Consider the following 557-nt stretch of genomic DNA (forward strand, 5'->3'; position numbering starts at 1 on the left):
GAGGAAGAGGCCCGCGGGAGCGAGCGGCGCTATCGCGCGGTGCAGGCAGAACTGGCGCACGCCAACCGCGTGGCCACCATGGGCCAGCTCGCGGCCTCCATCGCGCATGAGGTCAACCAGCCGGTCGCCGCAACGGTCACCAGCGCCGAGGCCGCCCTGCGCTGGCTTGGCGCCCGGCCTCCCAACGTGGAAAAGGCTGAACAGGGACTGCGTCGGATCGTCAACGACGGCAATCGGGCCGCAGAAGTGATCGGCCGCATCCGTGAACTGATCAGAAAGGCGCCGCCACGCCGGGAACGGGTGGACATCAACGGGGCAATCCGCGAGGTGATCGAACTCACCCGTAGCGAAGCCACGAAGAGCGGCGCTTCAGTGCAGATACAGCTGGCCGACGGTTTGCCCTTCATCGAAGGAGACCGTGTCGAACTGCAACAGGTCCTCCTCAATCTGGTCATCAACGCGATCGAGGCCATGAGCGGCGTCAGCGATGGCACGCGAGAACTGTTAGTCACCACCGGGAGAGCCGACGCTGGTTGCGTGCTCGTGGCGGTACGCGA

The 557-nt window shown here is 65.9% G+C and carries 1 protein-coding gene; it reads left to right on the forward strand.

The annotated features are described in order from the left end of the window. Window positions 1-557 (forward strand): sensor histidine kinase (locus HV744_RS36715; protein ID WP_281363708.1); only part of this gene is annotated, 557 nt, incomplete at both ends.

Source organism: Paraburkholderia ultramafica, assembly GCF_902859915.1.
Lineage (GTDB): Bacteria > Pseudomonadota > Gammaproteobacteria > Burkholderiales > Burkholderiaceae > Paraburkholderia > Paraburkholderia ultramafica.